Consider the following 25,155-nt stretch of genomic DNA (forward strand, 5'->3'; position numbering starts at 1 on the left):
AATTTACAAACCCCTAATTTAATAAATCATACTACAATGACGAAAGCAGATATCGTGGCAAAGATCTCCGAGAAACTAGGAATGGAAAAAGGAGATGTACAAGCTACAGTTGAGACCTTCATGGAAGAGGTTAAAACTTCTTTAGAAGCAGGAGATAATGTTTACTTGAGAGGATTTGGAAGCTTTATCATCAAAACCAGAGCTGAAAAAACCGGAAGAAATATTTCCAAGAATACCACTATAAAGATCCCAGCGCACAACATTCCGGCATTCAAACCTGCCAAAGTTTTTGTTGAAGGTGTAAAGACCAATGTTGAGGTAAAATAAAGTTTTTGCCTGCGGGCAGTAAAAAATAAATCATTAATTTAAAAGTCACACTATGCCAAGTGGTAAAAAGAGAAAAAGACATAAGGTAGCGACGCACAAGCGTAAGAAGAGAAGAAGAGCTAACCGCCACAAGAAAAAGTAGTTTTCACACTACTTTTTTTGTTTAAATCGTTCTTTGAAATCGAAATTCCAAATGCCTGAACAACGGTATTGGAATTTCTTCAGGATTTTAAAACCCTGTGAAATTTTATTGTTTAATCCATCTGTATTCACCCCGGTGAGTGTAGATAAAAATCAATTAGAGTGAACAAAGAGTTAATTATTAGAACCGGTTCCTCTGCTGTAGATTTTGCCTTATTAAAAGATGGAAAACTAGTTGAACTCAACAAGGAAGAAGACGACAGTAATTTTGCCGTTGGTGATATTTTTATTGCCAAAGTGCGAAAAGCTGTCCCCGGATTAAATGCCGGCTTTGTAAATGTGGGCTACACGAAAGATGCTTTTTTGCACTATCATGACCTTGGTCCACAGGTACTTTCCTTATTGAAGTTCATAAAACGTGTAAGCACAGGTAAATTGAAGGATTATTCCCTAAAGGATTTTCCTTTTGAAAAAGATATTGATAAAGACGGAAGCATTGCCGATGTCTTAAAATCAAATCAATCGCTACTGGTACAGGTAGTAAAAGAGCCCATTTCCACCAAAGGCCCCCGAATAAGTTCAGAACTTTCCCTCCCGGGCCGATATATCGTTTTGGTGCCTTTTTCCAACCGCGTTTCTGTTTCTCAAAAAATAGAAAGCAAAGAAGAAAAAGATCGCCTCAAACGACTGGTAAAAAGTATTAAACCAAAAGGCTTTGGAATTATTGTTCGTACCGTAGCAGAAGGCAGAAAAGTAGCAGAACTGGACAACGACCTGCAGAATTTAATGGGCCGTTGGACAGGAATGTGCAAAAAACTGTATAAAGCACCACAACCTTCAAAGGTATTGGGAGAGTTAAACAGGGCATCCTCTATTTTAAGAGATGTCTTTAATGATACTTTCTCCTCTATTTGTGTTGATGATGAAACTTTATACACACAAATCAAAGACTATGTGAGTGAAATTGCTCCAAAAAAAGAATCCATTGTAAAGTTGTACGATTCCAACATTCCGATTTTTGAAAAATTCGGAATTGAAAGACAGATCAAAACTACTTTCGGCCGCACCGTTTCAATGAACAAAGGCGCCTACCTGGTCATAGAGCACACCGAAGCTATGCACGTCATCGACGTGAACAGCGGTAACCGCTCCAACAAATCCAAGAATCAGGAAGACACTGCACTCGAGGTAAACCTCATCAGTGCCACTGAGATCGCCCGTCAACTACGCCTCCGGGATATGGGAGGGATCATAGTTGTCGATTTCATTGATATGAACAAGGCCGAAAACCGAAAAGCATTGTTTGATCATCTAAGAAATGAGATGAGTGATGACAGGGCAAAACACAAAATTTTGCCTCCGAGTAAGTTTGGACTAATACAAATTACAAGACAAAGGGTACGGCCCGAAATGAATATCAAAACACGAGAGGAGAATCCCAATAAACAGGGAGACGAAATTGAAGCTCCCATTGTTTTGGTGAACAAGATCACGACCGACCTTGAAAAACTGATCAAAAAAGACTATAAAAAGATCACGCTTAGTGCACATCCTTTTATAGCAGCCTTTTTAACAAAAGGTTTTCCATCGCCCCGTTCAAAATGGTTTTTTGACCATAAGCGCTGGGTAAAAATAGTACCAAGAGATGCTTACACGTATCTTGAATATCATTTTCACGACAAAGACGGGGAAATGATTCAATAGAAATCAAAACGCCTTTCATTCTTTTGGAAGGCGTTTTTTTTTGCCATTTTTTAATACTATTTCACAATTAATAAACCTACAACAAACATTTATTACATAATTAACTGATCTTCATCCACTTCAGGTCTAATTTCCCACCTTATTAACCAAATAAATATGAAATCATGAAAGACCTGAATGACTTATTCAAGCACCAGTTAAAGGACCTTTATAGCGCCGAAAGTCAACTGATAAAAGCCCTTCCAAAAATGGCTAAAAATGCACATGACGGAAAACTTAAAAAAGCATTTGAAAATCATCTCGAGGAGACCAAAGAACAAAAAAATCGGTTAGAAGAGATTTGCAAGGAGCTGGATTTTAGCCCAAAAGGAGAGACCTGCAAGGCAATGAAAGGTCTTATTGAAGAGGCCGAAGATTTCTTAAAGGAAGATGCACCTGAGGAAGTGAGAGATGCCGGGTTAATAGCCGATGCACAGCGGGTGGAACATTATGAAATTGCTGGTTATGGCACTGTAGTGCGCTATGCAAAGGAATTGGGTCATAGTAAAATAGCAGAAAAATTGCAGAAAACATTGGATGAAGAGTATGATGCCGATAACAAATTGGATAAGCTGGCTGAAGGCCGGTTGAACAAAAAAGCCGTTTAATCCGGTATATAATTCCATTTAAGCGCCTCTTTCGAGGCGTTTTTTATTTCCACCCGATATTAAAGTGTAAAAGAAATACTCGAAGACTTCTCAAGCCATTTGCTAATAGAAACAAATCTTCTTTATTCTTAAAATCCTATTTTTGAATCCTGAATAATGAATTCTAAGTTTGAATAAGGAGTCCGGAAAATCCTATACTGTCAAAGAAGCCACCGTTAAGCTTATGCAGTTCTGTGCCTATCGCGAACGATCTCAGAAAGAGGTGGAAGACAAGCTCATGGAGATGCGAATGATCCCTGAAGCAAGGGAACAGATCATTATTAGCCTTATGCAGGACGGATTTCTAAATGAAGAACGCTTTGCCCGCAGTTTTGTCCGCGGAAAATTCCGGATTAAAAAATGGGGACGTAAAAAGATCTTGCAGGAGCTGAAGCTTAGAGAAATATCCTCCCCGATAATTAAACTGGCTCTTTCCGAGATCGATCAGAAAGAGTATCTCAAAGCTTTATACTATTTGGCTGAGAAGAAGAATAATTTATTGAAAGAGACAAACAAATTCAAGCGTAAAAAGAAACTGGCAGATCATCTTTTGCAGAAAGGTTACGAGTCAGAACTCGTTTTTGAGGCCGTGAATACGCTTATTGAGTGATCTTGTTCCTTTTATTTGTGCGCTTTATAGCTTCTTCATTTTTATAATCTATCCATCTCTGCCCTTTCAATTTGCGCATATAGTTATCAAAATGACGCATAATAAAAAGATTGTAAAGAGCTTTGGAAAGGTTTCGGAGATTACGGGGTGCAGCCCGTAAGCTCATTGAAAATCCGGCAGTGAGATAGGTCATTTGATGCCAGTAACCTTCGGGCATATACAAAGTCTCCCCATGGTTAAGTTCAGTGATATATCCTTTCGCGTTCTTTAGAGCTGGAAATTTATTGTAGTCAGGATCTGTAAAATCAATATCCTCCCTCGCAATAAGGGCATGCGGAACTTTATACAAATATCTGGTTTCTGAAGGTGGAAACAGGATGCAGCGTTTCTTTCCGTGGAAATGAACATGAAGAATGTTCGCGTAATCAATGTCATAATGCATGAACACCTTAGAACCCTCGCCTCCAAAGAACAGCATTGGAATCTGCTTGAGAATACGCAAGCCGACTTTCGGGAATTTAAAATCCTTTTGTAATGCAGGAACCTCTTTCAACAGGTGATATAAGAATATACGATAGCTGGTAGGGCCTTTTTTGAGAAGTTCAATATATTCCCTCATCTTCATCTCTGTGTGAGGTTCATTGAATTTGAATTTTGAAGAAATCGGTCGGTCATCAAAGAGAGGCACCATTTTGTCGCCCGCTTTCTCCTGTATGTACTCCAGGGACCACTTTTCATATGCAGGCCAGTCTTCGATCAACTGCTCTATAACTACCGGCTTTTGTGGCTTTACGTACTTCTCCCTAAAATCTTTTTTGGATATTCTTTTCTCTCGTGGTATTGGTGCCAGCACCATTCCTTCTGCCATCTTTCATCTGCTTTAAACTTTTCCTATCCCTAAAAAGAAAACCTGCTAAGCTTTCTTAACCTTCTGCTGTGCAGCCAGGTTTCGTTCAATGCTGTGCCCCGGGCGGGACCATTTTGGCTTTTCACCCAGGTTCTGGAACCGGGATTCTTCGGCTTCAACTGTTTTAGGTTGCTCCTTTTTCACAAAAGGTTTTTGCGGATTAAGGCCTAAAGCCCTGAACATCTCCATATCTTCATTCACATCGGGGTTCGGGGTAGTAAGTAATTTGTCTCCGGCAAAGATGGAATTTGCTCCAGCAAAGAAGCACATTGCCTGGCCTTCACGGCTCATCTGTGTTCTTCCTGCCGAAAGGCGCACCTGAGTTTCGGGCATCACGATTCGGGTAGTGGCTACCATCCTGATCATATCCCAGATAGGCACCTGCTCCTGATCAGCTAACGGAGTTCCTTCCACCGGTACCAGTGCGTTAATAGGCACAGATTCCGGTTGCGGATTTAATGTAGAAAGAGCTACCAACATTCCGGCGCGATCTTCTACCGTTTCTCCCATTCCAATAATTCCGCCGCTACACACGGTAACATTTGTTTTTCGAACATTGTCAATCGTTTTTAAACGATCTTCAAATCCGCGGGTAGAAATAACTTCTTTATAGTATTCTTCCGAAGAGTCAAGGTTGTGATTGTAGGCATATAATCCAGCTTCGGCAAGCCGTTGCGCCTGATTCTCGGTCAGCATCCCAAGGGTACAGCAAACCTCCATGTCAAGTTTATTGATCGAACGCACCATTTCCAGCACACTGTCAAATTCCTCTCCGTCTTTAACATTTCTCCATGCTGCACCCATACAAACTCTGGAGCTGCCTGATGCCTTTGCACGTAAGGCCTGCGCCTTTACCTGGTTCACGTTCATGAGGTCATTTCCCTCAAGATTCGTGTGATATCTGGCGGCCTGTGGGCAGTAGCCACAATCTTCGGGACAACCTCCTGTTTTAATGGAGAGAAGAGTTGAAACCTGGACTGTGTTTGGATCGTGATGTTGCCTGTGAATGGTTGCCGCTTCATAGAGCAATTCCATAAAAGGCTTGTTGTAAATTTCAAGTATCTCTTCTTTTGTCCAATCGTGTCTGGTTGCCATATATCAAAATTTGAATTTCAAAAATAAAGAAAAAGCCTCTGTTAGAGGTCTTGCACTACAAGTTTTTCCGTTACTTCCCCGAAAGACTCACTAAAATAGAAACTGCATTGCCTCCAAAGCCCACGGCATTGACCAAAATACTTCTCAGTTTTTGCGGCGCTTTACTAAGCTTAGAAAAAGGAACAGGTATAAAATCCTGGTGCTGTAGCATCAGTAATGCAAGTTCCAGGCTTAGAGTTCCCGATGCTCCATACGTATGGCCAATTTTCCATTTGTTTGTGGTAAGTGCCGGAAGATCCTCTCCAAAAATTGCCTTTATGGCATTAACTTCAGAAAGATCTCCTTTGATGGTACCGGGTGCATGCATTACAATGGCATCGATCTCATCAAGAGAATATTCTCCAATTGCCATTTTCATAGATCTCTGAAAAGCATCCCCATTAGCTGAAATAGAGACTGGGTGTGTCAACTCTTCGGTCGCATAACCCACTCCGGTTATAAAGGCTACAGCATTTTCATTAATTCCTGCCTCCATGGTTATGACCGAAGCTCCCTCCCCAAGGATCATTGAATTTTGCTTTTTTTCAAGGTTCAGTGCCTGGCAGGGATAATCCTGCTCATCGCGGGCACTGATCTTCATTGCCTGCACCTGGGCTACTGTAAAAGGGGTTAAAGAAGCTTCACTCCCACCGGCCAGGAATCTTTGTGCCATTCCGGAATTAAGCCACGCTACTCCGTTGAGAATTGCATGTAAAGCGGTGGAACAGGTAACAGAGTGAGAGATCTCCGGTCCTGAACTTTTAAGATCCTGCGCCACCCACGATGAGATATTTCCCAGTGTAGTAGAGGGGGAAGCGAGTGTTTCTGCCTGCCCGTCAGCTAAAAATTTTCCGTAGTACTTTTCAAAAGAAGCCGTTGCGCCCCGGGAACTTCCAATATTGATCCCGATAGCGTCCCCATTTTTCCAGTTCGCTTTTTCTATTGCCATTCTGGATGCTTTGATGGCGTAAAGCACAGAATCATCCACATCCTTAAAAGAAGGCTTTTCCTGTCTTAAAAGCTTTATCTCTTCCTTTAATTCCTTCGGAAGAAAAGCAGCATAGGCAAAAAGGCCTTCAAAATCGTGTTTTTTGAAGGTGTGAGCTGAATTTTTATACGCTTTCCAAATCTCTTCAGGCGTGGCACCTAAAGAGGAAACGGAAGCAAATGACATAATAGATACAGGAGTTTTCAAAAAGTGCAATTTTTCTGCAAAAATAAGGGCTATAACTTAAAAGCCCCGCCCGATCCTAATTATTTTCGCGGTAGTAAAGACTGAGAATGGAATCTAGAGGAAGGTTCTCCTGAAGTTTTTTCCTGATCTTCTCCATTGTGGCGGAAGGGATCAATAAGGCCAAAGGTTGCTTAACCTCTTCAAAAAATTCAAACGCCTCAGAAAGTTTGGAATCCCACTCCTGGTGATAATTCAAAAGATCATCAGGATATACGGTGTCCCGCTCGGTACCTTCATCCTGTGCTTTAAAGGGCTCACTGATATTCAGATAACCATAATCATCAGTTAGCTGCTCGCCCGGATGAATATCCCTCACTGCCAGTTCAAAATCGTAGGCCGTAGAGATACAGTTAGAATTAAAGCTGTGATTGACATATTTAGCGAGATCCCAACAGAGCACTAGGTCTCCATTGCTGTTCCTAAACGAATACTTGTCTACCGCCTGTTGAATAGTTGCAGGCATATTTTCCACTTTTTCAGGGGGAAGCACCTGATCGAGATGATCCTGCACCCAGGTAATAGTTCCTTTAGGAATGAATTTGGTAGCAACAACGCCATAACCCATTTCCTCATTAATAAAGCGGAGCTCTGTATCCGGATGCATCATATTTTACTGATTTTCAGTCTAAAATACAAAATCCAACATTCCCTCAGCAAAAAATAATTTTAGAACTTCTCAAGCGCCAGCTCAACACTGGTGTAGATCTTTTGCATCTGTTCTTCGGAAGTAATATAAGGCGCAAGTATGTAAATAGTATTTCCGAGTGGTCTTAGGAACACCCCTTGCTCCATAAAATGCTGAAACAACTGATTCCGAAGGTTCCCATAACGCTCCATTTCCACATCCAGTTCAAAGGCAAAAATGACCCCAAGCTGCCTGATATTCTTCACTTTTGGATGGGACTCCAGTTTTGCTCTGAATTGCTCATGCCCTTTTTCGATCCTTCTTATATGCTGTTGCATCTCATCAGAATTCAGTAATTCTATTCCGGCCAGGGCGGCAGTACATGCCAACGGATTGGCTGTGTAAGTATGGCCGTGAAAAAGCCCTTTTGCGATATCTTCAGAATAAAAAGCGTCATATATCTTCTGCGAACAGGAGGTAACGGCCATTGGCAACAATCCGGCAGTCAGTGCCTTGGAAAGACAGATAATGTCAGGCTGATTTTCCAGGTATTCAGAAGCAAAATTTTTCCCGGTCTTTCCGAAGCCGGTCATTACCTCATCGGCAACAGTAATAATATCATTTTCAGCACAACGCTTTAAAATAGCATCCAGGCCCGCAGGATCATGCATTTTCATAGCTGCGGCACCCTGCACCAGGGGTTCATATATAAACCCTGCGATCCGATGACTTTCAATCAATGCTTCCAGCCTTTTCAACACAGCTTCGTTATTGTCCCCTGTTGGTACGGGTAATCGAACCACCTCTATAAAGTGCTCTTCAAAAGCGCCATTATAAACCGATAAACCGGAGACTGACATGGCGCCAAAGGTGTCGCCGTGAAAACCTTCTTCAAAAGCCATCATGACTTTACGATCGTTTCGAAGATTATGGTGGTACTGCAGGGCCATTTTGATCCCTATCTCTGTAGCAGTGGACCCATTATCACTGAAAAAAAGTTTTTCCTGGTTGGAAGGAAGAATATTTATGAGAGCTTCTGAAAGTTCAATGGCAGGGCGGTGTGTAAATCCGCTGAAAACTACCTGGTCCAGTTGCGTCATTTGTGCAGCAACTTTACTGGTGATCGTTTCATTACAATGCCCGTACATGGCCGTGTACCAGCTGGAGATTCCGTCAATATATTCCTTACCCGCCTCATCGTAAAGAACAGCGCCCTTAGCTTTTACAATTGCCAGCATTTCAGGAGAAAGCTTATGCTGAGTTAAAGGATGCCAAAGGTGTTTTTTATCTCTTTCAGACAGAGACAGCGAAAGATCTTTTTTCATAGTATTTTCTGAACCTTTAAATCTTAGTCTTTAAGCCGTTTTCTGAGCTTTTCAGCATACTTACTCACAAGTTCTGCTGAAAAGGATTTTTCCTGCTCTATTCGCAGCAAAACAGGTAATCCGGTCATGCGTTCAATGATCTCTTCGGTTGATTTGTTCTCGTCACCATTGAAAATGATCCCAATGCAATTAAGATTGCGGTGCTTCAAGGCTTCAACAGTCAACAGGGTATGATTGATACTTCCAAGATAATGGCGGGAAACAAGGATCACCTTATGATCAGGTGAAATTAGATCTGCAATGGTTTGGGTATTGCTGATTGGCACTAACAAACCACCAGCACCTTCAATAACCAGATCATTCCCGGTTTGAGGTTCCCGGATCTCTTCTGAAGTGAGGTTGACACCGTCAATTTCCGCAGCAGCATGAGGACTCATGGGTGTTTTTAAGGCAAACGCGTTCGGGTGAAAAACTGTCTTTGAGTTACTTACCAGATCCTTCAGTTTATGGGTATCAGAATTATCCAAATCTCCGGCCTGTATGGGTTTCCAGTAATCTGCCTGCAGCGCTTCGGTCACGATCGCCGAAGCAATTGTTTTCCCCACCTCAGTTCCTATGCCTGTTATAAAGTATCTGTTATTTGCCATTTTTGAAGACTAAATTAGATCTGCCAGCAAAGATAAGGCACTCTGCACTTCTTGTGGCGTGTTGTAGCTATGAAGACAAAATCGCAACCGCTCTTTCCCTTCAGGAACAGTAGGCGAAAGAATGGGTTTCACATCAAAACCCTGCTTTTGCAGCTTTGCCGCGACTTTCTTAACGGCTTCATTCCCCGGAATTATACAGGAATGTACTGCCGAGGTACTCTTGATGAATTTATTTTCCAGCCCAAGCTTAACCACTTGGGAATTAAATAACCCAATGTTTTTTGATAAAGCCTCTACTTTTTCGGCGCCTTCAGAATTCAGGTGCTGATAAGCCGCGATAATAGTAGCAACAGAATGTGGAGGCAAAGCAGTAGTATAGATAAAACTTCTGGAAAAGTTTATGAGGTACTGCTCCAGTTCCTTACTTCCCAGGATAGCAGCTCCATGTGCACCGAGAGCTTTTCCGAAGGTTAGAATACGGGCAAAAACCTCTTTTTCGAGCCCAAGCTCCTGTAAAGGACCTTTTCCCCGTGTTCCAATAACACCGGTAGAATGAGCTTCATCAATAACTAATAAGAAATTTAGGCGCTTACTCAATTCCATAAGAGCTCGCAGGTCCGGAATATCTCCATCCATAGAAAAAACAGCTTCGGTCACTACATAAACTTCGGTTTCCTCATTTTTCCGTAGCCGCAGGATCTTTTCTTCAAGGTCCTGAAGATCGTTGTGACGGAATTTGTAGGCCTGAGCTTTGCTCAATGAAATACCGTCTCTGATCGAAGCATGAGACAATTCATCATATAAGATCACGTCCCCTTTTTGTGGAACACTCCCGAAAAAGCCCAGATTGGCATCATAGCCTGAATTGAAGATCAGGGCAGCGTCAGCATTGTGAAAGTCCGATAGATATTCTTCGGCAAAGCCATATAATTTATGATTCCCGGTAAGAAGGCGGGATCCTGTAGCACCGTTTTTTAACACATCTTTGTCTTGAAGGATCCTTTCGGCCTGCCGAAAAATTGCTAAACTTGATGAAAAGCCTAAATAGTCATTTGAAGAAAGATCGACCATGTCGCTGCAAATTCCTAATGAGCGAAGGGAATTTTCCTGCTTTCTTAACTGGAGTCTTTTTTCTACTTTTAATGGAAGCTTCTTCATAGAGCGTAAAGGTAAAACTTTGGAACAATAATATGGATCTATTGGATTTCACCCTTAGAGTAGGGGCAGCTTTACTCTCCGGCGTCCTTATAGGCGTAGAAAGGGAAATACGGAACAAAAATGCCGGCCTTAAAACCAATGCTCTGGTTTCCTTGGGTGCAGCCGTTTTTGTAGTAATTTCTGTAAAGTTCGGAGATGTTCCCGGGGTAGATATGACCCGGGTTCTTGGACAGGTAGTGACCGGAATTGGTTTTATTGGTGCCGGGGTAATCCTTCATAAAGGCACTACTGTTCGCGGACTCACTACTGCTGCTACAGTCTGGTGCAGCGCAGGTGCTGGTTGTCTTGCAGCATTTGGATTTTATGAAGAACTGGCAATTCTAACGGTAATGATCATCTTTGTAAATGTGATCTTTGGTGCTCTGGATAACTATATCAATAAAAAATTAGATCGTGATCCTAAGAACAAAGTGGAGGACTAACCAGCATCCTCATCGCTGCTTTCCTTCATATTCCTTGGCGCACCAACTTTCCTTCCGGTCTTTCTGTACTTTCCTTTAAGATCATCCATCACGGAACGTTCCCACAGCTTATTCCCGGCTATATAGGAAGCTTTACCAATTAAATGGGCTCCTACAGGAGCGGTTAGCAAGATGAAAACTATGATTGCCACCACTCGTGTTGTAGTCGAGAGATCATGAAAATAGACCGCAGCTGCTATCAAAATAAGTCCGATTCCAAGTGTAGCTGCCTTCGTAGTAACGGCCATTCTCAAATAGGTATCGGGCATCCTAAGAATACCAACGGCTGCCAGTAAAATAAAAAGGCTACCCAGAGAGGCCAGTACGGCTACAGTTATTGAGATCATTTATTCTTTCTTTTTTGAATGTAAAAGGAGTACGCTACAGTGCCCAAAAACCCAATAAGCGCCAGAATCAGTGCGATATCCAAAAAGGTGTGCTGATGGGTTAAAATACTATAAACAGCAATTACCCCTATCCCTATGGTGACCAAAAGGTCAACAGCCACCACCCTGTCGGATATGGTCGGGCCTTTCACAAACCGAAAAAATACCATCAGAATTGACAAAGACAAAACCGGCAATATGATAAAATATAAAAATTCGTTCAGGGTCATGAATATAGCTCCTTAATTCGTTTTTCAAATCCTTGTTTGATACCTCTCACAAAATCCTCCCGATTGGTAATGTACATTGAATAGACGTACAATACCTTTTTATCCTCCGAAACGTCAAGGCTCAATGTTCCCGGAGTCAGAGTGATCAGGTTGGCCAACATCGTAATTTCGTTATCAGAATGTATATCCAGCGGCACGCCCACAATTCCGGGGGTCATATAAAACTTTGGAGTTCCCATTTCCCAGGCTACCTGCAGGTTTGCTTTCACTAACTCGTAAAGAAAGAAAAAGAAGAAAGAAATGGCTTTAGGAACCATTCTAAAATACCTCGCACGACCAGACCCTCGGGTTATAACCAGAAGCAGAAAGTAACTCAAAAAAAATCCGAACACGACGTTTGCAAAGGCAAAACTTCCGGTAAGAGCTACCCAGATAAAGGTGAGAAGTATATTTGCTAAAAACCTGTTTTTCATCTCTCCGTACTATTTATTGAGTACCGCATTAATGTATTCCTGATTATCGGACAGTTCAAAGGCTATTCTTGAAGCCAGGGACTGGATATTTTCTGCACCAAATCCAATATACAAGCTAATGATCGATAAAAATATGATAGGAATGATCATTTCAGCTTTTCTTGGCCAAGTCAGTTTCTGAAAATAAGGAAAATTTCGAAGTTTTGGCAATTGTCCGGCAGTTTTCCAGAATACTTCTCCCCACAACTTTACAATTACAAACAGAGTTATAAAACTGGAGAATAAAATAGCTCCTATTAACAGGTAATTTTCTGTAGACCAACCTGCCAGCACCAGGGATAATTTTGGCCAAAAACCTGAAAGTGGCGGAATACCGACAAGTGAAAATAAAGGAATGGCAAACAAAAGTGACATTTTTGGATAGTCAGCATAAAATCCACCCAATTTTCTCATGCTATGGGTTGCCGTTATCTTATAAATCACCCCGCTCACCATGAAAAGATTAGTCTTAACAACTATATCATGAATGAGATAAAATATGGCTCCTGCCAGGGCCACTTGTGTCATCATCCCGAGACCGGCGATCATGTACCCTATGTGGCATATTACCAGATATGAAAAAACTTTCCTGATATTATTCTGAACAATAGCTCCTATGGCACCACTGAATAATGTTAGGACAGCGATCGCAAGAAGAACATTCTCCAGGAACGCATCTACTTCAAAAATGAGCGTAAACACACGCATTAGTGCATAAACTCCGACTTTAGTTAACAGTCCACCGAAAATGGCAGATACTGCCGAAGGAGGAGTATGATAAGAAGCCGGAAGCCAAAAATACAAAGGAAAAACTGCCGATTTGATCCCAAAACCTACCAGAAAAAGCAAGGCATTCACCTGAACCAAAGTTCTGTTCTCCACTGCCGCTACTTTTGAGGCAAGATCGGCCATGTTCAGGCTGCCAGTAAGTCCATAGAGAACAGCAATAGCCGTTAAAAATACAATTGAAGCGAGAATATTGAGGGTAAAATATTTTACCGCACCTTCCAATTGGGCTTTTTCTCCCCCAATGGTTAATAGCACAAAGGAGGTTATAATAATTATCTCAAACCACACATACAGGTTAAAGAGGTCACCTGTCAAAAAGGCTCCATTTAATCCGAGTAATAGAAAGTGGAAGATTGGGAAAAATCCGAATTTAAGACGGGCCGGAATAACAGATCCCGATGAGAAACTGGACACAGCCAAACCCGCAAAGGAAGTCAGCAAAACGAGGGTGGCCGAGAAAGTATCTGCCGCAAAGGTGATCCCGAAGGGAGCATCCCAGCTTCCTGCCTGTACTGTCTGGGTTCCGTTCTGCCATACTGTGATAAATAGCCAGACAGAAACACCCATATTAAGAATGTTTCCAAAGATACTTATGTTTTTTTGCCAGCTTATCCTACTCCATGAGAACATCAGCAAAATTGCCAGAGCCATCTGAAGTAGTAGGGGGAATATAGTTAACTGTTCGATCATGAGTATTCGTCTGTTGCATTCATTTCGTCAAGGTCATCTGTCTTGACCACTTTATGTGCTCTTTTCACAAGAATAATCGCGAAAGATTGTAATCCAAAACTTATTACGATGGCGGTCAGGATCAGTGCCTGAGGTAAAGGATCTGAGTAAGCTTCCAGAAAAGTTTCGGCCCCTTCAGGTATTATAGGGGGATGACCTTTGGCGATGCGGCCAAGTAAAAATATAAGCAGGTTGGCTCCGTTTCCTAACAAAATGATCCCGATTATCAATTTCACAAGGCTTCGGCGCAGGATCATATAGATACCTGCGGCATAAAGAGTTCCAATCATAAGAGCTAAAAGAATTTCCATAGCTTATGTTGATTCAGAAATTGTAAAAATGATAGTGAGAGTCACGCCCACCACCACAAGATATACCCCAATATCAAAAAACAGGGCCGTTCCCAGACTGCCTATAACCGGAAGGTGGTGAGGATACCAGGTCCCTGTAAGAAATGATTTATCAGTAAAAAGTACCGGCACCAATCCACTGAAAAAGGAAATACCCAATCCTGCAGGCATAAGGAACCCCGGATGAAATTTTATCAGATTTTTAGTATCCTCAAGCCCATTTGCAAATGCATGCAGTACGAAAGCTATAGATGCGATCAATCCACCAACAAAGCCGCCACCAGGTAAATAATGTCCCCGCAATAAGATGAATACGGAGAACACCAGCAACAAGGGCAACATATAATTTGAAGCGGTTCTTAAAATGATTGTTTTCATCTCTATTTTTTTAGTCCTTTAATTCCCTGTCTTCTCTTCTCAACCTAAGTTTCAGTAAACTGAAAACTCCCAAAGCTGCTACTGTCAGCACTGATATCTCTATAAGCGTATCAGCCCCCCTGAAGTCAACCAGGATAACATTCACCACATTCTTTCCTTTGGCCAGTACATAGGCATTGTCAGCATAGTAATTACTGATCTCTTTGTTTACCGGTTCTCCTAACACTTCAAGTGCAATTAAGGTAATAAGCAGCCCAAAAGAAAGTGAAAGAATTCCGTCAATGATCCTCATCTTGTAATCTGATATGGACAAGTACTTCGGAAGGCTTGAAAGCACCAGTACGAACAGAATTACTGTAAGGGTGTCTATAGAAAACTGAGTCATCGCAAGGTCCGGAGCACTATAGATCACGAACATGAGACAAATAGCATATCCAACTACTCCCATCGCAACTACTGCCGTTAAACGGCTTTTTGCCACTACAACAAAAATGATGGAAAGGAACATGATCCCCATAATGATCATTTCGTAGTAAGTCATTTTATCGAAGGAGGAAAAATCGATCCTGAAGCCATTTTGCTGGGTAAGCAAAGAATACCCCACTATTACTACAAGGAAAAGTATAATGGTAGATACATAGTTTCGTAAAAAGCCATTTTGGAAGATCCTTGTCCACCAGTTCGAAAAATCACGGAACAGAGAACTCAAAAAGAGAGTAATATTTTTGGGTGCTATGAAGTCCAGTTTTGCAATTCTAGACTCCCATTTCTCAGAAGGCTTCAGAATGAAATAAAGTCCGATCCCAACAACAAGGGTGATAGCACTAAGGCCGAGTATTTCTGTAAAGCCATGCCAGATCTTCAGATGAAGGTTTGCTTCGCCTCCAACAGCATCTACTACAGGTCTAACTATTGTAGTATCGATCAGGACAGGAAATATTCCCACCAGGATTCCCAGGAACGCCAGGATCATTGGAGGCACCCACATGAGCACACTGGGCATATGAACCTTAGAGAATTTTTCGGGAAGTTCTCCCATAAATGGTTTTATTCCGGCAACGAAACCGGCATACAGCACCAGCACATTGGTGGCAATGGCCAGAATGGTCAGCCACATTCCCCAGTTGTCCATGTCTAAAGTAGCTTCATAGATGAGATCTTTTCCGAGGAAACCTACTGTAGGCGGAATCCCTCCACTCGATACGGCTGCCAGAAAACCTGCCAAAGCCACCGGCCACATTACTTTCCGAAGTCCTGCTAGAACAGTTACATTCCGCGTTCCCGTTTCATGATCAATGATCCCGGTGATAAGGAATAAGGTTGCTTTGTAAAGAGCATGAACGATAATATAAACTGCTGCTGCAGTAAGGGCATACTCGTTTCCCAGGCCGATCAAAAAGACCAGCACTCCCAGTACAGAGATCGTTGAATAGGCAAGGATACCTTTAAGATCTGTTCTGAAAAGAGTATGGAAAGCTGCGTAGAACATGGTTATTCCACCAACCGTGATCAGAGTTACATTCCATACCTCCTGATTTCCAAGAATTGGCGTAAATCTTAATAACAAATAGACTCCTGCTTTTACCATAGTTGCGGAATGCAGATAAGTGGAAACCGGGGTCGGAGCTTTCATGGCTCCCGGGAGCCAAAAATGGAATGGAAACTGGGCCGACTTGGTGAAAGCAGCTCCAAAAACAAGAATTACGATCACGAGATAATATGGGCTTTCGCTAATGAACCCGCTGAGGCTCATCATCTCACTAAGGCTGTAAGTTCCTGCCACGCTTCCTAATAAAAGCGCACCTGCCAGGAGCAGAAAACCTCCCGAACCTGTCACGGCCAGCGCAAGTATTGCCGATTTACGGCTGGCCTCACTGGTGTTGTTAAAGCCAATTAGGAAGAAAGAACTGATACTGGTAAGTTCCCAAAAAATGAACATACACAGGAGGTTGTCACTCAGTACGAGCCCTAGCATGGCCCCCATGAACATTCCCAGATAACCGTAAAAGCGATCTAAATAATCATTTCCCTTTAGGTAAGCTGCAGTATAAGCAAAAACTAAAAATCCGATTCCGGTAATAAGAAGGCTGAATAGAAGGGAAAGTCCGTCAAGGGTAAAATTAAGATTCAGCCCCATTGAAGGCACCCACTCAATATTTTGTCTGATCACCTCCCCTTCAGAAACTCGCTGAATAAAGGATAAAAAGTATACAAACAGGCCGAAAGGAACAAGAGCAGAAAGGACCGCAAGTTTTCCTTTTAAGAACTTTCCGGCAAAAATCAGAAATATCGAAAAGATAAAACCCGAAAGTATAGCTGTTAGCATAGGGAACGTTAAAAAAACTGTGAAACGCAAATATAACAGTAAAAACTGAGGTTTTAAACTTGCGTTTCATTTTTAGTAAACTCACCACCGGTAGTTCATCGTCTTGAGTTAGACTGCGAAAGAAGATCAGTAAATTAACAAATTCACAGATTCCTTCTGAATCACGTCTCCTAGTATCCTTATAAATTAGTTATCATAAATAAAATTATCGTTTCTCAATAATAAATTCTAATTTTGTTATCGAAAAACAATAATTACCCATGAAACAACCAATTCTTCTGAAGACCATTTTAGACGTTTGTTTAATCCTCCTCTTTTTTAGCTTTTTTGGATCCTTTCTGGTCTTTCTCATTGGCTTATTCGGAAACAATTTTGCCCCTATGGAGCTTAACCATCGGGAGATATCAATGATTACCCCGGAAGTGATCAGTCTTGTCATCGCTCAATTCATTGTCAGCGGCCTTTTGGTTTACACGGTATACCTGTTGAGGAAGCTGGTAAGGAACTTTTTCAAAGGAAAGCTCTTTACACTTTACCAGATTGCTTCTCTTAAATTGATAGGTCAATTGATCATTCTGGTAATCCTTTTACAGGGCGTGCTGGATTTCTTAGGAGGAATATTTCTTTCTGAAAAAGTGCGGATGGGAATACAAATGGATCTTTCCTTTGGTTCTCTCTGGTTCATTTTAGCAATAGGGCTTTTCTTTATTTACCTGAGTAAGATCTTTGACAATGCCCGCAGAATAAAAGAAGAAAACGAACTTACAGTCTAAGTTATGTCTATAATTATCAATTTAGATCTTATCCTGGAAAAGCGAGGGATGAAAAGCAATGAGCTGGCAGAAAGAATTGGCATTACCACAGCAAACCTTTCTATTTTGAAAACCGGTAAGGCCAGGGCTGTGCGCTTTTCAACCCTTGAAGCTATCTGCCGCGAACTTAATTGCCAACCGGGCGACATTCTTGAATATAAGGAGCAGGATTAGTTCCTTCTCAGAAGGTTTTTTAATTTACCGCCAAAAAGAGGTTTTATGCGAGCTATGTTCATTTTTCTGATTTTTGCAGCAACCGGTTTTTCCCAAACCAACACTTACAACATTTCCTTTGAAAACTCCACTCACCATGAGGCAGTGATAAAAGCCACCTTTCCGGAAATTAAATCCGACACTTTTGAAGTGCGAATGAGCAGGACGTCTCCCGGGAGATATGCTCTTCACGAATTTTCCAAGAATGTCTATGGGGTGAAGGCCTACAACAGCAAAGGAAAGGAGCTTGAGATATTCAGAGAAGACCCATATTCCTGGAAGATCACAGGACATGACGGTACCGTCAAAATTAAGTATATCTTATTCGGAAACCGTGCCGATGGGACCTATACACAAATTGATGAGACCCATGCACATCTCAATATTCCGGCTACTTTCATGTATTCGGAAGAGCTAAAAGCCAGACCTGTTGAAGTCAGTTTTGACACCAGCCAACACCCTGAATGGAAAATTGCAACTCAGCTGAAACATCTTGAAAATAACACCTTTTTCGCACCTGATCTTTACTACTTCATGGACAGTCCAACCGAGATTAGTGATTATGATATGCGGGAGTTCTCTGTGAACGGAAAGAATATTCGCTTTGTTCTCCATCATCCCGGGACAGAGCAGGAGTTCCAAGAGTACTTCGAAAAGGTAAAAAAGATCGTACTTCAGGAAAAAGAGGTTTTTGAAGAACTTCCAAATTATGATTTTGGAGAATATACCTTCCTCGCCTGTTACATGCCGAATGTTTCCGGCGACGGAATGGAACACCGCAATAGCACAGTGCTTACTGATGTCACCAGCCTTTCTGAAGGAGGAATGACCGAAAACCTGCCCACTGTCTCCCACGAATTTTTCCATTCCTGGAATGTGGAGAGAATCAGGCCGGATTCTTTGGAACCTTTTGATTTTACGGAAGCTAATATGAGTGGAGCTTTGTGGTTTGCCGAAGGTTTCACCAGTTATTACACCAATCTCATCCTCACCCGCGCCGGACTTCTTACTCCTGAAGCTTATGTGGAGAGCCTTAACGGCACGTTCAACTATGTTTGGAACTCTCCCGCCACAGAATTCTTTAATCCCATTGAGATGAGCTATCAGGCGCCTTTTGTGGACGCAGCCACATCTGTAGATCCTGTTAACCGGGAAAACACTTTTATTTCCTATTATTCCTACGGAAGCGTTCTCGGGTTGGCCCTCGACCTAAAACTTCGGAAAAAGGGGCTTAACCTCGATGATTTTATGAAGCTGACCTGGCAGAAATTCGGTAAACCAGAAGTTCAATATACCATTTCTGACCTTGAAGCTACTTTGGTGACTTACGCCGGAAAAGATTTTGCTACAGATTTCTTTAACAACTACATCTACAACAGCAAAATGCCGGATTATGAAAATCTATTTGCAACGGTTGGGCTTCAGCTGGAAAGGGCATCCAAAAATGCCTTTTTTGGCACCTCTGTAAAAACCGATTCAAATGGTGCAGTCATCTACGGCAATATCCAAAGGAACACCCCGGCTTACGAAGCTGGCCTGGATAAAGGAGATCGAATTATAGAGGTCAACGGTGAAGATGTTTGGGAACAGAACAGTTTTGACACTGTACTGGAAAAGTATAAACCTGGAGAAAAGCTTAGGTTATTGATTGAGCGGCATGGGCAAACTTTCAGAAAAGTAGTTACTTTAACTGAAGATCCTACTTACACCATCAGTATTGATCCCGAAGCAGGAAAAAAAGAAATTATGGCCCGTCAAAAATGGCTTTCCGGAAAGTAATTTTTGGAACTTTATTAAACAAAAAACCTGTTGTTTTCACAACAGGTTTTTTTATTTCTAAAATATTCTGGAAGGAATTAGTCCGCCAGAACTATGACTTTATTGTCTTTCATTTCAACCACTCCGCCTTCAACAGAAAGTACAAGGATCTTATTATCTTTCTGATCCCTGGTGAATAGTTTGGAAATTTCCTCGCTATTCACAGCCTTGGAATGAGTAAATACTTTGATCTCACCTTTCCCAAGAACAGAAACAATAGGGGCGTGATTGTTCAACATTTGAAATTGCCCGTTAATTCCCGGCACGCTTACAGAATCAACTTCTGAGCTTAACAGGACCGCTTCCGGAGTAACTATTTCTAAATACATATTTTTCAAGTATTGAGTACTGAGTACTGAGTAGTTAGCGGTCTCACCATACTAACTACTCACTACTCAATTCTATTAAGCTTCAGCAAGCATTTTCTCACCAGCCTCGATAGCCTCTTCGATAGTACCTTTAAGGTTGAAAGCAGCTTCCGGAAGGTGATCTAACTCCCCGTCCATGATCATGTTGAAACCTTTGATAGTATCTTTAATGTCTACCAATACTCCTTTAAGTCCGGTAAACTGTTCAGCTACGTGGAATGGCTGAGAAAGGAAACGTTGTACACGTCTTGCACGTGATACAGCAAGTTTATCTTCTTCAGAAAGTTCTTCCATACCAAGGATGGCGATAATATCCTGAAGCTCTTTATATCTCTGTAGTAACTCTTTTACTCTTTGAGCACAGTTGTAGTGATCATCTCCTAAAATATCGGCAGTAAGAATTCTTGAAGTTGAATCAAGAGGATCTACCGCAGGATAGATACCTAGCTCGGCAATCTTACGTGAAAGTACTGTTGTTGCATCCAGGTGGGCAAAAGTTGTTGCCGGCGCCGGGTCAGTAAGGTCATCCGCAGGTACGTAAACCGCCTGTACAGAAGTAATAGATCCATTCTTAGTAGAAGTAATACGCTCCTGCATCGCACCCATCTCAGTTGCAAGTGTAGGCTGGTAACCTACCGCAGAAGGCATACGTCCAAGAAGTGCAGACACCTCAGAACCTGCCTGTGTAAAACGGAAGATGTTATCTACGAAGAAAAGTACATCTTTCCCCTGTCCTTCACCTGCACCATCACGGAAGTATTCAGCAATGGTAAGACCTGAAAGGGCTACACGTGCACGTGCTCCAGGAGGTTCGTTCATCTGACCAAATACGAAAGTAGCTTTAGAGTCTCTCAAGGCAGTTTTATCAACTTTCTGAAGGTCCCATCCACCATTTTCCATAGAGTGCATGAAATCTTCACCATACTTGATAATTCCTGATTCAAGCATCTCTCTTAAAAGGTCATTTCCTTCACGTGTTCTTTCACCAACTCCGGCGAATACAGATAAACCTCCGTGACCTTTTGCAATGTTATTAATAAGTTCCTGGATCAATACGGTTTTACCAACTCCGGCTCCACCAAAAAGACCAATCTTACCTCCTTTTGCGTAAGGCTCAATAAGGTCAATTACCTTGATCCCTGTGAAAAGAACTTCTGTAGATACCGATAAGTCTTCAAATTTTGGAGCTTCCCTGTGAATAGGAAGACCAGCTTCATTTGCTTTTGGTAAATTTCCAAGACCGTCAATTGCATCCCCGATCACGTTGAACAAACGACCGTACACATCTTTTCCAATCGGCATTTGAATAGGAGCTCCGGTAGCAACTACCTCAACCCCACGGCTCAATCCATCGGTAGAATCCATAGACACTGTTCTCACTGTATCTTCTCCAATGTGTGATTGAACCTCAAGAACCAATATAGATCCATCTTTTCTGGTAATTTCCAAAGAATCGTAGATTCTCGGTAATTCAGCATTCTCTGTGTTAAACGCTACGTCAACCACAGGGCCGATAACTTGTGCAACTTTACCTGTAACTTTAGACATTATCTAATCCTTTATATTTTTATTTTTATAAATACCTAAAAAAGAACATCTAACCACTTCTAAACTTTTGTAAAGGGCCTTTCTCTTTTTCAGGCTGCAAAGATAGTTTTTTTGCATAAAAGTCTATAAGTTAATCCACAACTTTTTTAGACTTCTCAAAAATGCCATTTTTAAAGGCTTCTTCGGAAAATTTACTCTAAACAAAAAACCTGCAGTTTGCACTGCAGGTCTAAAAACTATATTGTCAAAACAATTATTCTACTGTAACCGACTTCGCCAGGTTTCTTGGCTGATCTACATTTTTACCAAGCATTACCGCGATATGGTAAGACAACAATTGCAAAGGAATAGTTGTCAAAAGCGGAGTAAGAGCTTCGATAGTATCAGGCACTTCGATCACATAATCTGCAAGGTCCCTTACACTGGTATCTCCTTCGGTAACAATTCCGATGATCTTACCTTGTCTCGATTTGATCTCCTGAATATTACTTACAACTTTTTCATAATGCCCCTTTCGGGTGGCAATTACCACAACCGGCATTTCTTCGTCAATAAGGGCGATAGGGCCGTGCTTCATCTCTGCAGCCGGATATCCTTCTGCATGTATATAGGAGATCTCTTTAAGTTTCAAAGCTCCCTCAAGTGCAACAGGGAAATTGAATCCTCTTCCCAGGTACAGGCAGTTGCGGGCATCTTTGTATTTAAAAGCTACTTTTTGGATATGCTCATTCGATTCCAAAGCTGCTTCGATCTTGTGCGGAATGGTCTCCAACTCACGTAGATGCATATGGAAATCGGAATTTGAAATGCTTCCTTTTGCCTTAGCCAGCTTCAAAGCCATCAAAGTTAGAACCGTGATCTGAGTTGTAAAGGCTTTAGTAGAAGCCACCCCAATTTCAGGTCCGGCGTGAGTATATGCTCCCGCGTTAGTTTCCCTGGAAATTGAAGAACCTACAACGTTACAAACTCCAAAGACGAAAGCGCCTTTTTCCTTTGCAAGTTTTATAGCTGCCATGGTATCTGCAGTCTCCCCACTTTGGGAAATCGCAATTACAATGTCATCAGTATTTATAATAGGATTGCGATACCTGAATTCTGAAGCATATTCCACTTCAACTGGTATTCTGGCAAGGTCCTCAAAAATGTATTCCGCAACAAGACCGGCATGCCATGAAGTACCACAGGCGACGATCACGATACGTTTTGCATTCAGAAAACGCTCAAGATTATCATCAACCCCGGCCATACGGATAATCCCTTCCTCAACATTGAGTCGGCCACGATAAGTATCGGTTATGGCACTTGGCTGCTCGTAGATCTCTTTCAACATAAAATGGTCAAAACCATTTTTTTCGATCTGCTCAAGGTTGAGCTGTAATTCCTGTATGTAAGGATCTACCAGGGTGTCATCCTGGATCTTTCTGACCTTCACACCTTTACCTCTACGAACTACGGCCATTTCTCCATCTTCCAGGTAAATAGCATTGTTGGTATATTCGATAAATGGAGACGCATCTGATGCTATGAAGAATTCATCTTCACCAACACCAATAGCTAACGGACTACCCAAACGGGCCACCACTATTTCGTTAGATTTTCTCTTGTCAAAAACTGCAATTGCATAGGCTCCCACAGTTTGGTTAAGAGCGATCTGAACCGCCTTTCCAAGTTTTACGTCTTCCTTTTTAATTACATCCTCAATAAGGTTAACCAAAACCTCGGTATCTGTATCTGAATGGAAAACGTATCCACGGGCAGTAAGCTCCTTTTTAAGAGACTCATAGTTTTCAATGATCCCGTTGTGAATGATCACAAGATTTCCGGAGTTGGAAACATGCGGATGTGAATTCACATCATTAGGCACCCCGTGGGTTGCCCAACGAGTATGCCCCAATCCAAGTGTTCCTTTCGTACTGATCTCACTCTCTAATTTATTCTTAAGATCAGCTACCTTTCCTTTGGTCTTGCTAACCTTTAATTCATTCTCATCAAATAATGCGATTCCCGCACTATCATAGCCTCTATACTCCAGTCTCTGCAGCCCCTTCAACACGATGGGATAGGCTTCACGATGGCCAATATATCCAACGATTCCACACATAATCTAATTCTTTGGTTCTGTATAATAAATTTTTAGTTTCAAACGCTTATCAGCGTCTTCTGCGTTTGGCCCATAGAGAACCGTCGCCTGCGGTGTGATCACTGATCCTGCCGGTATTTTCTGCACATTAGCCCCTTCTGTTTGAAGAACAGCAGAGTTGCCCACAATGTTGACATTTTGAGTAACGACTAATCCAAGTCTTACATTAGTTTCCTCATTATTGAGCACGTTATTAATATGATCTGTAATGTTCACTTTATAACTAATTCCTTTACCACTTTCGTCCCGCTTCAAAGGTACTAAATGATTTTCGTTTGAGGTGGAAGTCAGGGAGTTGAGTTGACCCGGATCATCAAGTACATAATCAGCAAGGATGGCACTATTATCCAGATCGTATAGATAAATCCTTTCCGGTTCATCAAGACCCGTCATAAAGTTACGGTTGACGTAAAAAGTAAGATTCGCCTCGTTGATCAACCATTCACTGTCCCTAAGAAATTCCAGTTCATCTGAAACTCCATCACCATCTGTATCTGCTCCACTGAACAAGTCAATTATTGCCATTGAACCTTCACCCCCTTTTAGATAAAGGTTTCCTTCTGTGAATTGTGGAGACTCCTGGTCAAAAGTGGTGACCTTTGTTGGCCCGAAATTAAGCTTGAAAGATTTGTTAACATCAACAAGATCTGTAGTATCCCCGTCACCATCAGAATCTGTGGCATCAACTATCTTTGAACGGTAGTACAATATTATTCCTGCATCTACCTCAGCAAGGTTCAATAACATCATACTTCCTTTATTGCCGATTTGTTCTGCTTTAAAATAAAGGCTTCGGAAATAATTTCTGAAATTTGCCTGGCTTGCCAGTTCCGGCGCACCTTCCATGTCAATTATTTTGGATTTAAAGAAGTCTACAGACAACTTCAGCCTCATGCGCGGCGCCAATCTCAAAGTATCTCTGTTAGCTGTTGCCCCAGGATTGATCTCGATCAACTCTGCCGGAGATGGGCGAAAATTATCGTTTTGATAAAGAACGTTCCCGGTAAGGTTGCTTTCTATTTGCGGCGTAAGGTTTGAATAATACTTTTGAGCCTGCTCAAAATCGGTACTTGGATCGTAATTATTCAGAAAATAATTAGACTCCAATATGCTCAGTTTTATAGCCGAATTACCGTATACCGAATCCAATTTGTAGACAGTTTCTCCTGTTTGTAAAGTCTCAAGAACGTGTGAAAAATAGGGAATGGTCAAGACAACACTATCCAATTCAGGTTGATTTCCGAAGGAAGGATTTGTCTGAGCCATTGACAGCTGCGTCACAATACTGGCTTTTTGCGATCCAAAAACCGGATCTGTATAAACCCCTAAGAGATTTAGTGGCAGATTGTTTGTTTGCACAGGGGCGAGATCATTGTTGATCGCTGAAATCTCAGCATCCTCATATAAGCCCGTATTAAATCCGGGTTCCCCGATCACACCACTTCCAATGGTCTCAAAATCGTCTTCACAGGCCACAAAAGAAAAAACAACAGCGACAACTGTTGTTATTTTCAACATCGTATTCTTTATAGTCATT

The 25,155-nt window shown here is 41.8% G+C and carries 26 protein-coding genes; 8 read left to right on the forward strand and 18 right to left on the reverse strand.

What is annotated here, in order from left to right:
* Positions 1-21: 21 nt before the first annotated feature.
* From ACNORC_RS01165 to ACNORC_RS01180, 4 genes are all read left to right on the forward strand, one after another.
* On the forward strand, positions 22-327 hold the full coding sequence (locus ACNORC_RS01165) for an HU family DNA-binding protein (RefSeq protein ID WP_256325185.1): 306 nt from the start codon (positions 22-24) through the stop codon (positions 325-327).
* A 303-nt stretch (positions 328-630) separates the two neighbouring features.
* A complete protein-coding gene (locus ACNORC_RS01170) occupies positions 631-2,172 on the forward strand; it encodes an Rne/Rng family ribonuclease (RefSeq protein WP_418333746.1) in 1,542 nt (513 codons plus the stop codon).
* A 164-nt stretch (positions 2,173-2,336) separates the two neighbouring features.
* Positions 2,337-2,819 carry a YciE/YciF ferroxidase family protein gene (locus ACNORC_RS01175; protein WP_418333747.1) on the forward strand — a complete coding sequence of 161 codons (483 nt, stop codon included), beginning with the start codon at positions 2,337-2,339 and terminating at the stop codon, positions 2,817-2,819.
* Between the two features lie 169 nt (positions 2,820-2,988).
* Positions 2,989-3,468 carry a regulatory protein RecX gene (locus ACNORC_RS01180; RefSeq protein ID WP_418333748.1) on the forward strand — a complete coding sequence of 160 codons (480 nt, stop codon included), beginning with the start codon at positions 2,989-2,991 and terminating at the stop codon, positions 3,466-3,468.
* Here ACNORC_RS01180 and ACNORC_RS01185 read toward each other — a convergent pair.
* The 7 genes from ACNORC_RS01185 to ACNORC_RS01215 all read right to left on the reverse strand — a co-directional run bounded on the left by ACNORC_RS01185 (position 3,458) and on the right by ACNORC_RS01215 (position 10,498).
* Positions 3,458-4,336 carry a cupin-like domain-containing protein gene (locus tag ACNORC_RS01185; protein ID WP_418333749.1) on the reverse strand — a complete coding sequence of 293 codons (879 nt, stop codon included), beginning with the start codon at positions 4,334-4,336 and terminating at the stop codon, positions 3,458-3,460. The genes ACNORC_RS01180 and ACNORC_RS01185 overlap by 11 nt on opposite strands.
* 45 nt (positions 4,337-4,381) lie before the next feature.
* Positions 4,382-5,470, reverse strand: a complete 1,089-nt coding sequence (gene bioB / locus ACNORC_RS01190) for a biotin synthase BioB (protein WP_418333750.1) — start codon at positions 5,468-5,470, stop codon at positions 4,382-4,384.
* Between the two features lie 70 nt (positions 5,471-5,540).
* Complete coding sequence (locus ACNORC_RS01195) at positions 5,541-6,704, reverse strand: beta-ketoacyl synthase N-terminal-like domain-containing protein (RefSeq protein WP_418333751.1); 1,164 nt, start codon at positions 6,702-6,704, stop codon at positions 5,541-5,543.
* A gap of 55 nt (positions 6,705-6,759) precedes the next feature.
* Positions 6,760-7,350, reverse strand: coding sequence for an SET domain-containing protein (locus ACNORC_RS01200; protein ID WP_418333752.1), 591 nt, complete (start codon positions 7,348-7,350; stop codon positions 6,760-6,762).
* Positions 7,351-7,409: 59 nt separating this feature from the next.
* Entirely contained in the window at positions 7,410-8,693 is a 1,284-nt protein-coding gene (gene bioA, locus ACNORC_RS01205) for an adenosylmethionine--8-amino-7-oxononanoate transaminase (RefSeq protein ID WP_418333753.1), read from the reverse strand.
* Positions 8,694-8,716: 23 nt separating this feature from the next.
* The gene (gene bioD / locus ACNORC_RS01210; protein WP_418333754.1) at positions 8,717-9,340 is read right to left on the reverse strand and encodes a dethiobiotin synthase; all 624 of its coding nucleotides are present in this window, start codon (positions 9,338-9,340) and stop codon (positions 8,717-8,719) included.
* A gap of 9 nt (positions 9,341-9,349) precedes the next feature.
* Complete coding sequence (locus ACNORC_RS01215) at positions 9,350-10,498, reverse strand: aminotransferase class I/II-fold pyridoxal phosphate-dependent enzyme (RefSeq protein WP_418333755.1); 1,149 nt, start codon at positions 10,496-10,498, stop codon at positions 9,350-9,352.
* A 32-nt stretch (positions 10,499-10,530) separates the two neighbouring features.
* Here ACNORC_RS01215 and ACNORC_RS01220 point away from each other — a divergent pair, with 32 nt between their 5' ends.
* Positions 10,531-10,980: an MgtC/SapB family protein gene (locus tag ACNORC_RS01220; protein WP_418333756.1), complete on the forward strand. Its 450-nt coding sequence runs from the start codon at positions 10,531-10,533 to the stop codon at positions 10,978-10,980.
* On the opposite strand, the gene mnhG is transcribed toward ACNORC_RS01220, so the two are convergent.
* From mnhG to ACNORC_RS01255, 7 genes are read right to left on the reverse strand one after another with little or no spacing between them, the layout of a single operon-like run.
* Complete coding sequence (gene mnhG / locus ACNORC_RS01225; RefSeq protein ID WP_386779857.1) at positions 10,977-11,366, reverse strand: monovalent cation/H(+) antiporter subunit G; 390 nt, start codon at positions 11,364-11,366, stop codon at positions 10,977-10,979. The two genes, ACNORC_RS01220 and mnhG, sit on opposite strands and share 4 nt — an antisense overlap.
* Positions 11,363-11,635, reverse strand: coding sequence for a cation:proton antiporter (locus ACNORC_RS01230; RefSeq protein ID WP_418333757.1), 273 nt, complete (start codon positions 11,633-11,635; stop codon positions 11,363-11,365). Before ACNORC_RS01230 ends, mnhG begins: the two co-directional genes overlap by 4 nt.
* Positions 11,632-12,108, reverse strand: a complete 477-nt coding sequence (locus tag ACNORC_RS01235; RefSeq protein ID WP_418333758.1) for a Na+/H+ antiporter subunit E — start codon at positions 12,106-12,108, stop codon at positions 11,632-11,634. Before ACNORC_RS01235 ends, ACNORC_RS01230 begins: the two co-directional genes overlap by 4 nt.
* 9 nt (positions 12,109-12,117) lie before the next feature.
* Complete coding sequence (locus tag ACNORC_RS01240) at positions 12,118-13,626, reverse strand: proton-conducting transporter transmembrane domain-containing protein (protein ID WP_418333759.1); 1,509 nt, start codon at positions 13,624-13,626, stop codon at positions 12,118-12,120.
* The gene (locus ACNORC_RS01245) at positions 13,623-13,976 is read right to left on the reverse strand and encodes a Na+/H+ antiporter subunit C (protein WP_418333760.1); all 354 of its coding nucleotides are present in this window, start codon (positions 13,974-13,976) and stop codon (positions 13,623-13,625) included. Before ACNORC_RS01245 ends, ACNORC_RS01240 begins: the two co-directional genes overlap by 4 nt.
* Positions 13,977-13,979: 3 nt before the next feature.
* Entirely contained in the window at positions 13,980-14,393 is a 414-nt protein-coding gene (locus ACNORC_RS01250; RefSeq protein ID WP_418333761.1) for a Na+/H+ antiporter subunit B, read from the reverse strand.
* A 10-nt stretch (positions 14,394-14,403) separates the two neighbouring features.
* Positions 14,404-16,719, reverse strand: coding sequence for a putative monovalent cation/H+ antiporter subunit A (locus ACNORC_RS01255; protein ID WP_418333762.1), 2,316 nt, complete (start codon positions 16,717-16,719; stop codon positions 14,404-14,406).
* A 260-nt stretch (positions 16,720-16,979) separates the two neighbouring features.
* Here ACNORC_RS01255 and ACNORC_RS01260 point away from each other — a divergent pair, with 260 nt between their 5' ends.
* The 3 genes from ACNORC_RS01260 to ACNORC_RS01270 are packed head-to-tail and all read left to right on the forward strand — an operon-like array spanning position 16,980 to position 19,523.
* Complete coding sequence (locus ACNORC_RS01260) at positions 16,980-17,492, forward strand: DUF2975 domain-containing protein (RefSeq protein ID WP_418333763.1); 513 nt, start codon at positions 16,980-16,982, stop codon at positions 17,490-17,492.
* A 3-nt stretch (positions 17,493-17,495) separates the two neighbouring features.
* Positions 17,496-17,705, forward strand: coding sequence for a helix-turn-helix domain-containing protein (locus tag ACNORC_RS01265; RefSeq protein WP_418333764.1), 210 nt, complete (start codon positions 17,496-17,498; stop codon positions 17,703-17,705).
* A 45-nt stretch (positions 17,706-17,750) separates the two neighbouring features.
* A complete protein-coding gene (locus ACNORC_RS01270; RefSeq protein WP_418333765.1) occupies positions 17,751-19,523 on the forward strand; it encodes a M61 family metallopeptidase in 1,773 nt (590 codons plus the stop codon).
* A 77-nt stretch (positions 19,524-19,600) separates the two neighbouring features.
* On the opposite strand, the gene ACNORC_RS01275 is transcribed toward ACNORC_RS01270, so the two are convergent.
* The 4 genes from ACNORC_RS01275 to bamH form a co-directional block, all read right to left on the reverse strand.
* Positions 19,601-19,891: a FoF1 ATP synthase subunit delta/epsilon gene (locus ACNORC_RS01275; protein ID WP_418333766.1), complete on the reverse strand. Its 291-nt coding sequence runs from the start codon at positions 19,889-19,891 to the stop codon at positions 19,601-19,603.
* 75 nt (positions 19,892-19,966) lie between these two features.
* The gene (gene atpD / locus ACNORC_RS01280; protein ID WP_418333767.1) at positions 19,967-21,478 is read right to left on the reverse strand and encodes a F0F1 ATP synthase subunit beta; all 1,512 of its coding nucleotides are present in this window, start codon (positions 21,476-21,478) and stop codon (positions 19,967-19,969) included.
* A gap of 253 nt (positions 21,479-21,731) precedes the next feature.
* Entirely contained in the window at positions 21,732-23,579 is a 1,848-nt protein-coding gene (glmS, locus tag ACNORC_RS01285; protein ID WP_418333768.1) for a glutamine--fructose-6-phosphate transaminase (isomerizing), read from the reverse strand.
* A gap of 3 nt (positions 23,580-23,582) precedes the next feature.
* Positions 23,583-25,154, reverse strand: a complete 1,572-nt coding sequence (gene bamH, locus ACNORC_RS01290; RefSeq protein WP_418333769.1) for a BamH family beta-barrel-assembly machinery protein — start codon at positions 25,152-25,154, stop codon at positions 23,583-23,585.
* Position 25,155 lies beyond the last annotated feature (1 nt).

It is taken from the genome of Salinimicrobium soli (genome assembly GCF_048323655.1).
In the GTDB taxonomy this organism is placed as follows: Bacteria; Bacteroidota; Bacteroidia; order Flavobacteriales; family Flavobacteriaceae; genus Salinimicrobium; species Salinimicrobium soli.